This window comes from Acetobacter fallax, from assembly GCF_011516735.1.
Taxonomy (GTDB): domain Bacteria; phylum Pseudomonadota; class Alphaproteobacteria; order Acetobacterales; family Acetobacteraceae; genus Acetobacter; species Acetobacter fallax.
Window position 1 is genome coordinate 19,644 of the sequence record NZ_WOSX01000035.1, and the last position, 13,862, is coordinate 33,505.

13 protein-coding genes are annotated in these 13,862 nt (G+C 57.8%); 10 read left to right on the top strand and 3 right to left on the bottom strand.

Annotated features, from left to right (window positions below; all coding sequences use genetic code 11):
- Window positions 1–38: 38 nt before the first annotated feature.
- The 9 genes from tolQ to folP all read left to right on the top strand — a co-directional run bounded on the left by tolQ (window position 39) and on the right by folP (window position 10,162).
- A complete protein-coding gene (gene tolQ, locus GOB85_RS14420; RefSeq protein WP_173578204.1) occupies window positions 39–758 on the top strand; it encodes a protein TolQ in 720 nt (239 codons plus the stop codon).
- A gap of 3 nt (window positions 759–761) precedes the next feature.
- Window positions 762–1,202 carry a protein TolR gene (gene tolR / locus GOB85_RS14425; protein WP_173578205.1) on the top strand — a complete coding sequence of 147 codons (441 nt, stop codon included), beginning with the start codon at window positions 762–764 and terminating at the stop codon, window positions 1,200–1,202.
- A 105-nt stretch (window positions 1,203–1,307) separates the two neighbouring features.
- Window positions 1,308–2,309: an energy transducer TonB gene (locus GOB85_RS14430; RefSeq protein ID WP_173578206.1), complete on the top strand. Its 1,002-nt coding sequence runs from the start codon at window positions 1,308–1,310 to the stop codon at window positions 2,307–2,309.
- A gap of 34 nt (window positions 2,310–2,343) precedes the next feature.
- A complete protein-coding gene (gene tolB, locus GOB85_RS14435; protein WP_408737078.1) occupies window positions 2,344–3,717 on the top strand; it encodes a Tol-Pal system protein TolB in 1,374 nt (457 codons plus the stop codon).
- A gap of 259 nt (window positions 3,718–3,976) precedes the next feature.
- Window positions 3,977–4,456, top strand: a complete 480-nt coding sequence (pal, locus tag GOB85_RS14440) for a peptidoglycan-associated lipoprotein Pal (protein ID WP_173578208.1) — start codon at window positions 3,977–3,979, stop codon at window positions 4,454–4,456.
- Between the two features lie 250 nt (window positions 4,457–4,706).
- The gene (locus GOB85_RS14445) at window positions 4,707–5,603 is read left to right on the top strand and encodes a tol-pal system YbgF family protein (protein WP_242011532.1); all 897 of its coding nucleotides are present in this window, start codon (window positions 4,707–4,709) and stop codon (window positions 5,601–5,603) included.
- A gap of 61 nt (window positions 5,604–5,664) precedes the next feature.
- A complete protein-coding gene (gene tilS / locus GOB85_RS14450) occupies window positions 5,665–6,948 on the top strand; it encodes a tRNA lysidine(34) synthetase TilS (protein ID WP_173578209.1) in 1,284 nt (427 codons plus the stop codon).
- Between the two features lie 183 nt (window positions 6,949–7,131).
- Window positions 7,132–9,060, top strand: a complete 1,929-nt coding sequence (ftsH, locus tag GOB85_RS14455) for an ATP-dependent zinc metalloprotease FtsH (RefSeq protein WP_338421759.1) — start codon at window positions 7,132–7,134, stop codon at window positions 9,058–9,060.
- Between the two features lie 73 nt (window positions 9,061–9,133).
- Entirely contained in the window at window positions 9,134–10,162 is a 1,029-nt protein-coding gene (folP, locus tag GOB85_RS14460; RefSeq protein ID WP_173578211.1) for a dihydropteroate synthase, read from the top strand.
- A 59-nt stretch (window positions 10,163–10,221) separates the two neighbouring features.
- On the opposite strand, the gene cysE is transcribed toward folP, so the two are convergent.
- Window positions 10,222–11,004 (bottom strand): serine O-acetyltransferase, encoded by a 783-nt coding sequence (gene cysE / locus GOB85_RS19620; RefSeq protein WP_408737079.1) that lies wholly within the window; start codon window positions 11,002–11,004, stop codon window positions 10,222–10,224.
- A 222-nt stretch (window positions 11,005–11,226) separates the two neighbouring features.
- Window positions 11,227–11,916 (bottom strand): TetR/AcrR family transcriptional regulator, encoded by a 690-nt coding sequence (locus tag GOB85_RS14470; RefSeq protein WP_173578213.1) that lies wholly within the window; start codon window positions 11,914–11,916, stop codon window positions 11,227–11,229.
- 247 nt (window positions 11,917–12,163) lie between these two features.
- Between GOB85_RS14470 and GOB85_RS14475 the strand changes: the two genes are divergently transcribed.
- Entirely contained in the window at window positions 12,164–13,678 is a 1,515-nt protein-coding gene (locus GOB85_RS14475) for an efflux transporter outer membrane subunit (RefSeq protein WP_338421758.1), read from the top strand.
- On the opposite strand, the gene GOB85_RS19075 is transcribed toward GOB85_RS14475, so the two are convergent.
- Window positions 13,669–13,862, bottom strand: a 194-nt coding sequence (locus GOB85_RS19075) for a hypothetical protein (protein WP_206752299.1), incomplete at its 5' end; no start/stop codon positions are given. The two genes, GOB85_RS14475 and GOB85_RS19075, sit on opposite strands and share 10 nt — an antisense overlap.

The following is a 13,862-nucleotide window of genomic DNA, read 5'->3' on the forward strand; positions in this document are numbered from 1 at the left end:
AACGCAGGACAGCAGGGCCGTAAGGACAGGAGGCGTTTTTGGATCAAGCGGTAGACGCAGCAAATCTTGGCGTGGCTGCGGCCGGGGATTTGTCGCTGTGGGGCCTGTTCATGCAGGCGTCGATCGTCGTTAAACTCGTGATGATCGGCCTGATTGGCAGCAGCATCGGGGTCTGGGCTATCGTTTTCAACAAAATAGTGACCATGCGGCGTATTGAGCGGCAGGCCACAGCGTTTGAAGACAAGTTCTGGTCCGGCGGCAATCTTGACGATCTCTATGAGAGCGAAGGCGCGAAACCCACACATCCGCTGGCGGCCGTGTTCGGTGCGGCCATGGGGGAGTGGAGGCGATCAGCCCGGATTCCTGGTATCGATCTGGTGCATGGTGGTGTGCAGGAGCGCGTTGACCGTGCCATGAACATTACCATCACCCGCGAGATGGATCGTCTGGAGCGCTGGATGATTTTTCTTGCGACCGTCGGTCCGGTTGCGCCGTTTATCGGTCTGTTCGGCACGGTCTGGGGTATCATGCATTCGTTCAGTTCGATCGCTGCGATGCACAACACCAATCTCAGCGTTGTGGCGCCGGGTATTTCGGAAGCTCTGTTTGCAACCGCGATTGGTCTCGTAACAGCGATTCCTGCCGTGATTGCCTATAACGTGCTCAACAACTCGCTTTCGCATTTTCAGGACCGGCTGGAAGGCTTCGGCACGGAGTTCGCTGCAATCCTGTCCCGTCAGTCCGAAGAAAGGACCTGAGCAATGGGCGTGTCTCTCGGAGGTGGCGGAAGAGGCGGCTCGCGTCGTCGTAAACGGCCGATGTCAGACATCAATGTCACGCCGCTTGTCGACGTGATGCTGGTGTTGCTCATCATCTTCATGGTCACGTCTCCGATGATGACCAGCGGCGTCAATGTTGATTTGCCGAAGACGGATGCCAAGCCCGTTAATACAGACACAAAGCCGATCACTGTCTCGATCAAGGCGGACGGTTCACTCTATCTCGGTGACAACCCGGTATCTCCGGATCAGCTTGTCGATCAGCTGAAAGCCGCTGCCGATAACGATGCGGGCCACCGCATTTTTGTCCGGGGCGATTCTCATATTGATTACGGCAAAGTCATGCAGGTGATGGGTCAGATCACGGCGGGGGGGTTCACCCACGTCGCGCTTCTCGCGCAGCAGCCTGCTGCAGGACAGTAAAGCCAGTCCCATGTTCATGGCTGTACCCTTATCACCCGCATACCGGTCTGCCTGCCGCATCAAGACGGCTGGCGGTACGGTCTGAGCGTCGGAGCGAGAAACTCCATGGTTCGGCCGCGCCGTTCCGATACCATTCTTATGCAGCGTTCGCTTATGGCGTCCGGTGCGTTGCATCTGCTTGTTCTGGCTGCGTTTCTGCTGGTGATCCCGCCTTTGCCGAAGCCGCCCGAACCTCCTGAGCCGCCTCCGATCCAGATGGAGTTCGAGGGCGCATCCAGCGATAACGGGCCGCCAGCAAAATCTTCGACGCCGTCGTCGAAGCCTGCGCCCGCGCCTGCTCCGGAGAAGACGGAAGCGCCGCCGACACCGACGCCACCGAAACCGGCCCCGACAGAGGAGACACCGCCTCCTCCTCCGCCCCCGCCTCCTGTGCCGCCTCCGCCTCAGACAGAGACGCCGCCGCTGCCTGACACCCCGATTCCGCCAAAGGTCGAGGCGCCGTCGCCTGATGCGATCAAAGCGCCGCCGACACCTCCGGCGCCGCCGCAAAAGTCGCACGCCGTCGCTCCTCCGTCCCCCCAGACGCAACCGACGGATGCGCTGCCGGCTACGGCGCTGCCGTCGCATATCACGCAGCCGAACAAGGCAAAGAAGACGGAACCGGACACCCATTCCCTGCTGGAGACGCTTGACGCGTTCCGGTCGGATTCGAAGCAGACCCATGCACCGCAAGCGAAAGCCAATCCGCGTCAGGGTGGCGCGCCGGATGGTGGCGGAACGCCTGACGGAGATGTCACGGGGAAGATGAGTGCCGGCGATCAGCGCGCGATCGGTGGTGAGGTTCGTCGTTGTTACACTGAGGATACGGCAGCGAAAGATTATGCGACGTTCTCAGCCCATCTGATCGTAACGGTAGATCCCGCGGGGGAGGCTCGTATCGTTACTTTTGCTCCGGAAACGCAGGCGAAAATGACTGCAGATCCATCCTATCGCGCTCTTGCCGAGCGTGCGCGGGCGGCTGTGCTCAGCCCGACCTGCTCGAAACTGCCCATTCCGAAAAATCTGCTGGGTCAGACGCATCAGCTGAAATTCGTCTTCCGGCCGTAAGGCCTGGCCAGCAAGGAGAGAGGACAAAATGACCATGAGTTCGACTCACGACAGCTTTATTTCCGATCGTCAGGCGGAGGCTCTGGCGGACACTTTCGGGCCTCAGGGACTCGGTCGTCGCTCTGTGCTTGGGGGCGGCGTCCTGCTGGGTGCCGGTCTTGCCGGTGGCCTGACGGCCACGCCGTGGGGAGCGCTGGCTGCTGATGCTCCTGCTGCAGAAATCACGGTCGATCAGGCGCGCACTGCACCGATTCCGATCGTGATCCCGTCATTCGGTCCTGGAATCGGTGAACAGATCACGGGCGTTCTGACGGACGATCTCACGAATACTGGTCTTTTCAAGGTTATTCCGGCCTCATCGAATTCAGGCACGCCCGATTTCGCGCCATACAAAGCGATGGGCGCGCACGCTGCGGTCAGTGGTGCTGCATCCGGGTCCGGCACGGTTCGCGTGGAATTCCGGCTGTGGGATGTTCTCACAAGCCAGCAGATCCAGGGAACGGCCTACACCACCAGTGCTGCGAACTGGCGCCGTATTGCCCACATCATCGGTGATGTCATTTATCAGCGCATGCTGGGCGAGAAAGGCTATTTCGACACCCGGGTCGGGTTCATCTCACGTTCGGGTTCCATTCATTCGCCACGCATGAGGCTGGCGGTCATGGACCAGGATGGCGCGAATTATCGCGTGCTAAGCAGCAGCCAGACCAAGTTGCCGTCCTTTAATCCTGTGCGGGATCAGATCGCGTTTCTGTCTTATGGAACTGCGGTTCCGCGTATTTATATCTTTGATCTGGCCAGTGGTCGGCAGCACATTCTTGGTGATTTCAACGGTGTGCCGCTCGGGCCGCATTACAGCCCGGATGGGAACACCATTATCGTTCCGGTTGCGCGTGGCAGCGGATCTGAACTTTATGCGGTGAATATTGCTACAGGCGCGAAACGCCAGCTGACCTCGTCGGGCGGCGCCATCAACGTCAGTCCCAGTTTCAGTCCGGATGGTTCGCAGATCGTTTTCAACTCAGACCGGGGCGGTTCGCCTGCTCTCTACATTATGAGCGCATCGGGCGGGGGTGTCAGGCGTCTGTCTTACGGTCAGGGTAATTACGGCGATTCGGTCTGGTCGCCGCGTGGCGACCTGATCGGGTTTACCCGTATCTCCGGTGGCCAGTTCTCGCTGGGCGTGATGAACCCGGACGGCACGGGCGAGCGGATTATGACCCAGGGTTATACGGTCGAATCTCCGACATTCTGTCCGAACGGTCGCGTCCTGGCATTCTGCCGGAGAACTGGTGGTGAAAACGGCAGCGCCCGCATTCATACCATCGACATTACGGGATTTCACGAACGAGCTGTTCCGACGCCGGAGGGGGCTTCCAGCCCGACATGGTCACCTCTGAACGTCTGAAATAAGGTTGCCTGACCGGTCAGATGCTCTCTTCCTGCAATAGTGGGCTGATAAAAGCGCAAAGCGGGAAGAAAACGTGCTTGACCGGAGGTTCGGGGTATGGCTTAGGCAGAGATAGTCTTCAGAAGTAAAAGCCGCGCGCGGAGTGCTTCGCGTGCGGTTCTGCGAATGAGAGATTATCGGAGAAATCCGGCTTTTTCCCCAGTGTCTTAATCCCTATTATGTTCCGGTTGTGGAACTGATCCCAGGATCAACGCAAATGAGACTGAAACTTATCGGTACCCTCGCGGTGGCAGCTCTGCTGGCTGGCTGTGCGAACGATCACGCCAATACCGGCGCTGCTACAGGCACGGGCGCGGCTGTTCAGCCCAGCGGCCCGGTACCGGGAAGCGAAGCCGATCTGGTTGCCAATGTCGGCGATCGCGTCTTCTTCGATCTTAACCAGAGTGGCCTGACGAGCGATGCGAAAGCAACACTCGACAAGCAGGCTGACTGGCTTGCGAAGTATCCGCAGGTCGCCGTGCAGATCGCGGGCAACTGCGATGATCGTGGTACCGAGGAATACAACCTTGCTCTTGGTCAGCGTCGCGCGAATGCCGCTCACGATTATCTCGTCGCAAAAGGTGCCGCAGGTTCGCGTATGACGACGATTTCCTATGGTAAGGATCGTCCGACAGCGACCGGCGATGGCGAAGACGTGTGGAGCCAGAACCGTAACGCGATCACATCGGTTCAATAAGCTTTTTCCGGACAGGTCTTGTCTGGGTATCTGAAGGCCGGAGAGATGCATGGTGCGTCTGTCCGGCTTTTCTTTGTCCGGTGTCTGAATTTCCGGATATCTTGTCTTGTAATCGTCTGAATTTTGCCATTCGGCTGATTTAAATACCTGGGCCGCCAGGTTAAATCAGTCCTGACAAACTTCGATCCTGTGCCCGGCACACCCGCAGGATGCCGGGACCGCAGCAGAATAACGGCAAGGAGCCGGGACCATGAGCCGCGCGATGCTCTCATTCACAGCACATTTCCAGCAAAACCGCGTCAGAGGATGCACCGCAGGTCTGCTGACCACGGCGGCGGTTCTTCTGTTTTGCCCGTTGACGGGGCATGCGCAGGTCAGCAGCCGCGAGGGCATCGCCCTGCAGGACCAGATCATGGAACTGAAACAACAGCTCAGCCAGGTTCAGTCCTCATCGGCGTCAACCGGTGGTTCTCTCCCTGCGCCTGTTGCGGCCGGTTCACAGAGTTCCGGTTCAGGTAGTGATCTCACTGCTCAGCTCCTGGACCGGGTGAATACTCTTGAAGAACAGAATCGGGAGATGCACGGTCAGATTGATGAACTGACCAATCAGCTCAAAGAGCAGAGTGCATCGCTCTCCAAACAGATGGGCGATATGCAGTTCGCCATGCAGAACGGAAAAGGCAGCGCTCCTGCTCCGGTTGTTGCGAAAGAAAAAGAAACGGCCGCATCGGCCCATGCAGAGACGACCGGAGCGCATGAAACGCAGACGCCGGAAAGTTATCTGAAGGCCGGCAATGCCGCTCTTAATCAGCGTGACTATGCCGGTGCTCAGCAGAACGCCAGATCTGTGATCGAACATGGAAAAGGGACAGTGAAGGTGGATGGCCAGTTCCTTCTCGGTCAGTCTCTTGCAGGACAGAAGCAGTATGGTCAGGCTGCCGCTGCTTATTACGATGCTTATAAGCAGGCTCCGAAAAGTGCCCGCGCACCTGAGGCTCTTCTTGGCGTCAGTGCGTCTCTTCTGGCGCTGGATAAAAAGAAAGCAGCCTGCCAGGCGCTGGATAAGCTGAACTCTGAATTTCCTTCGCCTTCCGCGCGCGTAACGAAAGCCGCGGCCATCTACAGTAAACGCGGTGGTTGTTCATAATATCACGCAGGCAACGAAAGGCTGGTTTTTGCGGTTTGCGGCGGGCTGAGGACATGATCCGATGATGGCTGATCCGTTCGGTCCCGGCGGAGACGAGGCTGTCAGCAGCACTCATTTCAACAGGATAATGACGCGGCTTGGTCCGTGGAGCCCTGATACGCCGGTGTCGGGGCAGGTTGCTCTGGCTGTATCCGGGGGCGGAGATTCTCTGGCCCTTGCATGGCTGGCGCGGCAATGGCGGCGTAATCTCGTGGCGTTCGTGGTTGATCATGGTCTGCGTCCCGAGTCTGCTGCTGAAGCTGCCGCGACGCTCCGGACGCTCGAAAAGATGGGGATTGCCGCCCGTCTCCTCACACTGACTTCCCTCCAGCCGGGACCGGGCATCGCAGAGCGTGCCCGCAAAGCCCGTTACGCGGCTCTGACGAAGGCTTGCCGACAGGCGGGAAGCCTTAGCCTCCTCCTTGGACATCAGGCAGACGACCAGGCTGAAACCATCGCCATGCGAAGGGCACGAGGCGACGGTGCAGGTCTTGCCGGAATGGCCTGGATCACCGAACAGGCTGATATTCGGCTTGTAAGGCCGCTTCTGGGTGCTTCCCGTCTTTCACTCAGGAATACCCTGCGCCAGGCCGGAATTTCATGGTGTGACGATCCGTCCAATGAAAATGAGAAGGCGGAGCGCGTTCGGGTCAGAAAGCGACTGACCCGTCAGGAATGTTCCGATCTCATTCTGATGGCGGTACAGGCGGGAGAGCGCCGGCAAAAAAGTGAAGCCCGGATTGTCGCTGAACTGGTTCATGCCGGTATCAGTTTCTCATCTATGGGCTGGGTCGCTCTCGGTAACAGGCTGCCCTCATCCGAAACGCTCGCGGCGCTGATCCGATGTGTCGGTGGCAGTTCCTACCCTCCATCGCTGCGGGCCGTTGCTGTTCTGGTGGATCGAAACAGGGCCGGAACACTTGCCGGAACCCGGCTTCTTCGGGCGCGCCTTACACCAGGCCAGGCGGAAGAATGGATTCTGACCCGCGAGCCAGCGGCTATGGAAGGGGCTGTGCCTGCCCGGTCAGGCGCTGTGTGGGATCATCGCTTTGCTCTCCAGTATGACGGAGACCTGACAGAATTTACTATTGGTGCTGCCGGGAACGGTCTGAAGCGCGAGAGGCGCGCAGGGCTTTCGGCGACTCTTTGTGCGACTCTTCCTGCTCTGTGGCGAGGGGAGCAGCGGGTCTGTATTCCGCATCTGGGTTTTTGCGACGAACTGGCTTTGCAGGAAGCCAGCTTCCGGTTTACGCCTCCCGTCGCCGTGACGACCCATGCGCTATGGTCTCCGCTGCCCCTGGTCTGATCAGGGTATTAAACCGTTCATGCGGGCATGGATGAACGTATATTTAGGGAACCTGTCTCTTTCATCGCATGGTGAGAGCCCCATCTACAGACTCAGGATTGCAATCACCGCCCGAAACCGGTCTCATGGCTCATCGCCGTTTGAGCGCATATAAGGCAGGAACAGCTTGGAACAGATGCCGTGATTAACAATTTTGGACGTAATCTGGCCCTCTGGGTCTGTGTCATCGTGCTCCTTCTCCTGCTGTTCAATATGTTTCAGCCCGGCAGCGTTCAGCATGCGGCTGAGCAGTTGCCATATTCTGATTTTATCGCTGATGTTGATCAGGGGCGGGTGCGGTCCGTTACCATCCAGGAGCATAATGTCTCCGGCAAGCTGACTGACGGCACGGCGTTCGAGACCTATGCGCCGGATGATCAGCGGCTTGTGTCGCGCCTGACGGATAAGGGCGTGGAGGTGATTGCCAAGCCGCTTGAGGCGGAAGGTAATCCGTTCCTTCGTTATCTCCTGAACTGGTCGCCGTTCCTTGTTCTGATTGGCCTGTGGTTCTTTATGATGCGCCAGATGCCTTCGGGCGGCGGCCGGGCGATGGGTTTCGGTAAATCCCGTGCCAAAATGCTGACGGAAAAGCAGGGCAGGGTGACGTTTGCTGATGTCGCCGGCATTGATGAAGCCAAGGCTGAACTTGAGGAAATCGTCGAGTTTCTGAAAGATCCGCAGAAATTCACCCGCCTCGGCGGCAAGATCCCCAAGGGTGTTCTGCTCGTGGGGCCTCCGGGAACGGGTAAGACGCTTCTGGCGCGAGCCATCGCCGGTGAAGCGAATGTTCCGTTCTTTACGATTTCCGGTTCGGATTTCGTCGAAATGTTTGTCGGCGTCGGTGCGTCGCGTGTTCGTGACATGTTCGAGCAGGGCAAGAAGGCCGCGCCCTGCATTATCTTCATTGACGAAATCGATGCTGTCGGTCGCCACAGAGGTGCGGGCCTTGGCGGTGGTAATGACGAGCGCGAGCAGACTCTCAACCAGATGCTGGTCGAGATGGATGGCTTCGAAAGTAATGAGGGCGTGATCCTCATTGCGGCGACGAACCGTCCTGACGTGCTTGATCCCGCGTTGCTGCGCCCGGGCCGTTTCGATCGTCAGGTTGTGGTGCCTAATCCTGACGTGAACGGGCGCGAGCAGATCCTGCGCGTTCATATGCGTAAGGTGCCGCTTGCTTCCGATGTCGATCCGAAGGTGATTGCGCGCGGCACACCGGGCTTTTCCGGCGCTGATCTGGCAAATCTTGTTAACGAAGCGGCCCTGCTTGCTGCCCGTCAGGGTAAGCGCACTGTTGCGATGAGTGAATTTGAAAACGCGAAAGACAAGGTTCTGATGGGCACTGAGCGTCGTTCGCTGGTGATGAGCGAAGACGAAAAGAAGATGACTGCCTATCATGAAGGTGGTCACGCTCTGGTCTCGATCCTTACGCCTGGCACTGATCCTGTCCATAAAGCGACGATCATTCCGCGTGGTCGGGCTCTGGGCATGGTGATGAGTCTGCCGGAAGGTGATCGTTACTCGAAGAGCAAGTCCAAGTGTCTCGCGGAACTGGATCTCGCTATGGGGGGGCGTGCCGCAGAAGAGATCGTTTTCGGATCTGAAAATGTTTGCACGGGTGCTTCGGGCGACATCAAGATGGCGACAGATCAGGCTCGCCGGATGGTGACCGAGTGGGGCATGAGCGAAAAGCTTGGCATGATTGCTTACGGTGACAACGGACAGGAAGTTTTTCTTGGCCACTCCGTTACGCAAAGCAAGAATGTATCGGAAGAGACAGCCCGTGAAATTGACGCGGAGGTCAAAAAGCTTATCGATGCTGCCTATGCCCGGGCGCGGACCTTGCTGATTGATCATATCGATGAGTTGCATCGTCTGGCCGAATCTCTCCTGGAGTATGAGACGCTCAGCGGTGAAGAGATCCGTCAGATTCTGCGTGGCGAACCTATTGAGCGTGTTGAAGTCGATGATGCGATGCCGGAAAATCGCCGGTCATCAGTTCCTCCGGTGATCGGTAAATCCGGCGGGCATCCGGTGCCGCCGCTGGACAGTGCATCTGCCCAGCCAGGTTAAAGGCTGCTAATCCGAAAAAGGCGGGAGCGTGATGCTCCCGCCTTTTTGTTTGTACGGTGAATGGAGGACCCGAATGAACAGCCGGAGACTGATCGAGCCCGCAGGACTTTTGTATGGGCGCGATGCCCGCGATGCTGTCCGCCTTGGGGTTGCGCTTCCACTCGCCGGTGGCGCGGCTGCCTTTACCATTGCGACTTTGATTGAGGATGATACCAGAACCGACCCGTTGCCTGTGGAGCGTATTCCCGACGCATGGCACGATGAGCTGACTGTCGTGACGGGAGGAGCGTTCTGTGCCGGACTTGCTCCTGGTTCTATGGTGATGGGCATCCTGAATGTTACCCCTGACAGCTTCAGTGACGGGGGGCGCTACCATGTCGCCGGGACCGGACTGCGGCGTGCAGGCGACATGATAGCCGCAGGTATCGGTATTATTGATGTAGGTGCCGAAAGCACCCGCCCCATGGCAGAGCCTGTCACGTCCGAAGAAGAGTGGCGCCGGCTGGAGCCGGTCATCGCCGGAATATGTGGCAAGGGTGTCGTTGTTTCGGTTGATACGCGAAATGCCGCAACAATGGCAGCGGCACTGGATGCGGGTGCCACGTTGATCAACGATGTCTCGGCTCTCACCCACGATCCCGAGGCGCTGCCTCTCCTCGCGGAACGGTCATGTCCGGTTATTCTGATGCATATGCGCGGGACGCCGGGAACGATGAACAGGCTGACGGCCTATGATGACATTGCTGTCGATGTCGTTCGGGAACTTGCCGCGCGCGTTGATGCCGCCATGCGCGCCGGCATTGCTAAAGACAGGATCATGATCGATCCGGGTATTGGCTTTGCCAAAGATGCTTCGCAGAATTGCGAATTGCTGCGGCGTCTGCCGATCTTCGCAAATCTTGGGTGCAGGCTTGTTCTGGGGACATCCCGAAAGCGCTTTATCGGCACACTGACCGGGACCGGGCAGGCGACGCGGCGTGATCCCGGAACTATTGCGGCATCCCTGCCGGGATTATGTCTGCCCGGCACGATACTTCGCGTGCATGATTATACGGCAATGCTCCAGGCGTTGCGCGTCTGGGAGCAATGCTTTCCTGTCTGACAGCCATACTGATCTGCCCGGTGTTGTGCCGCCACCAATATCCGGTCGATGAGACCCGTTCAGATGATGTAATCGATTGGGGGAAGTGTCTGGTCCATTGTCAGCGAGGGCAGACCAAGGTGGCGGGTGCCTACGCGTTTCGCCGGGTTGCCGACCACCGTCGTATAAGGTGGCACGGCTTCCAGTACGATTGATCCGGCGCCGATTTTCGCTCCTTCGCCCACTTCGATATTACCCAGAACCTTGGCTCCTGCCCCGATCAGAACACCACGTCTGATTTTCGGATGCCGGTCACCGGCGTGCTTTCCGGTTCCACCCAGCGTAACTCCCTGAAGCAGGGAGACATCATCCTCGATGACAGAAGTCTCACCCACCACGATGCCTGTGCCGTGATCGAACAAAATCCGCCGTCCCAGCACTGCGGCGGGGTGAATATCAACGGCGAAAAGCTCAGAACCCCGGCTCTGAAGATGCAATGCCAGATGACGACGGCCACCATGCCAGAGCCAGCTGGCGACACGGTAGCACTGCACCGCGTGAAACCCTTTGAAGAACAGGAATGGCGTGACGAAATCGGGACAGGCCGGATCGCGTTCCCTGATTGCTATGAGATCCGCCGCGCCAGCACAGACAATATCAGGCACTGCTTCATAACATTCCGTTACAAGGCGGGTTAATTCATCACGACTTACGAAGTGATCGCCCAGCTTGCGCCCGATCATCGCGGCGAGGGCTGTGGAGAAATTTTCGTGATTGCTGATTCCGGTCGCCAGAAGCCCCATGACCAGTGGATCACAACATACCTGAGATTCGGTGATCATCCGGGTCCAGAGTGATTTCATATCTACCGGGCGAACCGGATTGTCCGACTGCGTCATGAAGAAAGACCGTCTTCTGTTATTGTAAGTCCATCATGCGGTAAACGTCTGCGCAGGACCGCAGCGTTGACGATATGAAACGGAATTGCGCGGGATGGTCGGGAGATCATATCGGGAGGCCTTCCCTGCGGCAATCCGTCGGATTCTGTTGAGTTGTGTTGTCTCTGAAAGCACCGGATTGAGGAGTTAGCCTGTCCGATACAGAGACAGAAACATGTCCACGGAACTCGTCGCAATCAGATCGATTTCGGTTTCGGATGTATCAACCGGCAACTGGAGGCGCCGACGCATTGCCACGCGCGTCTGACAGAGTGCAAAAAACTGCTCGGCAGCAAAAACGGGGTCGGGAATTCTGAGTTGTCCTCGCTCTGCCCGGTCCGTCAGCCAGCGGGCCAGTGTGCGGGTGGCCACCTCCGGTCCGTTTTCCCAGAAAGCCTGTGCAAGCAGGGGAAAATGCGCGGCTTCGGAAACGACGATTCTGTAGAGCATCAGCGCCATGGGTGAAGTCATCAGGGCAATGATCGCACGGGCAACATCGAGCAGCGTTTCGCGCGGAGGCAGATCTTCGCGGATTGAGCGGAAAGCGTGCGGCAGTTCCTGGCAGGCTTTCTGTTTAACAAAGGCTGCAAAAAGCGCGGCCTTGCTGTCGAAGTAATTATAGAGTGTTCCCTTGGATACACCGGCACGCCGGGCGATGTGAGACATGCTCGCGCCCTCATAGCCACATTCGGCGAAAATTTCACCTGCACCTGTCAGAATCTGCTGGCGCCTGGCACTCTGATCGTCCTCGCACGGGGTTGTCTGGTCGCGGCGCGCGCCCGAGCTGCGAAGCAGATCAGTTTCGGTGTCTCCTGCTTCGGGGCCTTTGCGTTTCATAATATCCTCTGCTTCTGGCCCCGTCCCGAGATTGACGACGGGAGGAAAGCCGATAGGTTTGCATGCTGACCGAACCGATCGGTCAGCGTCAAGGACGTATCAGAGAATCCTGCGGGCCGACTCATGCCTGGTCATACCGCAGAGCATCTAATGTTCTGTCAGACGGCCATTTTTAGTGTCTGTCATGCAGTGATGATGGCGCAAAAGCATAGCAGAGAGCAGGGACGTCGATTGTGAGAGGCGGAAGGTGAGAACAGTAAAGTCCAAGTGGGTTCTGACCGGGGTTGCCGCGCTCCTGGCAGGCTGCGCCGTGGGGCCGAATTATCAGAAGCCGCAGACATGGACGCCGCCGAAATGGCGTCCCACGCAGGTTTCCGACGGTAAAGGCGCCAGTATCACAGTGCCCGATGCGCCAGATGTCGCATGGTGGAATGTGTTCGGTGACGCAGAACTGACGTCGCTGGAAGAGCGGCTTGCATCTCAGAACCTCGATGTGCAGCGTGCAACCGAGGAACTGGCTCAGAGCCGTGCGCAGCTCATCCTTGCCGGGGCCGAACGGTTTCCCGCGTTGAGTGCCAGCGGGTCGTATGCGCGTAACCAGCAAAGCACAAAAACACTGCAGCGTATCATTTCGCGTATCGGTCAGAGTTCTGGTGGACCTGTTTCTGATCTTCTCGAAGAATCGTCGTCTAACGCCACGATCCCTGTGCTTGACCGCTGGCGGGATGGCGTTGACGCAACATGGGAAGTCGATCTCTGGGGGCGTGTTCGTCGTCAGTATGAGGCTGCCAAAGCCTATCTTGAAGAGAGCGGCGAGCAACGGCGATCGATGCTGATTGCCCGCGAGGCTGATCTGGCTCGGGATTATGTGACGTTACGCGGCTCGCAGGAGAAGCTTCGGGTTTTGCGCCTTAATTTAGCTGATGCGTCTCGCATATTTGGATTGAGTGAGGCGCGGTATCGGTCTGGTTTAGTGAGTGAACTGGACGAGCAGTCTGCGCGTTCTCAGGTTGAGACGATTTCGGCGGAGATCCCGGAGCTGGAGCAGCAGATTACGCTTCAGATCAATGCGATCAGTCTTTTGATGGGTTCTCCGCCTGGCACCCTGACGGCTGAGCTGTCTGCCGCATCTGCGATTCCACCTGTTCCTCCGCGTGTTCCTGTTGGCGTTCCCTCTGATCTGGCGCAGCGTCGCCCTGATATTCGTGCTGCCGCTGCACAGCTTCATGCTGCGACGGCGGAAGTTGGGCAGGCGGAAGCTGATTTTTATCCAAAGGTCACGATTGACGCGAGTTTTGGCTTTCAGTCTTTGTCGTTCCGGGATTTTGGTTTCTGGAACGCGCGGACGTGGAATGTTGGTCCTTCCATCACGTTGCCGATTTTTCAGGGTGGCCGTCTCACCGGCCAGCTTGAGCTGAAGAAGTCGGCGCAGCGGGACGCTGCACTTGATTATCGCAGGACCGTTCTGTCTGCCTGGAAAGAAGTTGATGATGCATTGACGAGGTATTCGGCGGACCAGGCGCGTCGTGATGCGCTTTGTGCTCAGGTTGAGACGAACCGCCGGTCTTATGTGCTTGCGAGTGAGCAATATCGTCATGGGATGACGAATTTTCTTGATGTTCTTGATGCTGAGCGTCGTGTTTTAGGGTCTGAGACGGATTTTGCGGATGTGACGTCTGTGGTGTCGGGTGACCTTGTTCGCCTGTATCTGTCGCTTGGCGGAGGCTGGGAGTCGGTTTTTCCGGTGAGGGGTCACGGGTGATTCGGGGTTTCTGGGTTTTGATTTTGCTGGTTTTCCGGGGTTTTTGGTGAGTTTGTCATTTTTCTTCTTTTTAGGTGTTGACGGTAGGTGATGAGGGGCCTTATACCCCGCTTCACCGCAGCGGCGGGGCCTTGAAACGCTCTTCTGGTTCGGGTAAAGTCTTCAGCCCTTTGGGGTTTAAGGT